Annotated in this window: 1 protein-coding gene; it reads left to right on the plus strand. The window is 76.0% G+C overall.

What is annotated here, in order from left to right:
* Window positions 1–405: hypothetical protein (locus tag VR45_RS41595; protein ID WP_045945183.1), on the plus strand; the 405-nt coding region annotated here is incomplete at both ends.

Raw genomic sequence — 405 nt, forward strand, 5'->3', positions numbered from 1 at the left:
ACCCCGGGCACCCGGACGGCCGCACCGACGACCAGGTCAAGTTGCGCGGCTTCCGGATCGAACTCGGCGAGATCGAGCAGGCGCTGACCCGCCACGAGGCCGTCCGGCAGACCGTGGTGACCCTGTACGAGGGGGCCGACGGCGACCGCCGACTGGTCGCCCACTGCGCCACCGCCGCAGTCGAGCCCGATGCCGAACTCGCCCAGGAGCTGCGCCGGTTCGCCGCCGAGTGGCTGCCCGCCCACATGGTCCCGGCCGCCGTCGTCCCGCTCGACGCGCTGCCGCTCACCGGCAGCGGCAAGGTCGACCGGCGGGCCCTGCCCGCCCCCGACTTCGCCCTCTTCACCGGCGGCCGCGCGGCCCGCACGGCCCGCGAGGAGATCCTCTGCGGCCTCTTCGGCGAGG

The organism is Streptomyces sp. NRRL S-495, from assembly GCF_000966955.1.
In the GTDB taxonomy this organism is placed as follows: Bacteria; Actinomycetota; Actinomycetes; order Streptomycetales; family Streptomycetaceae; genus Kitasatospora; species Kitasatospora purpeofusca.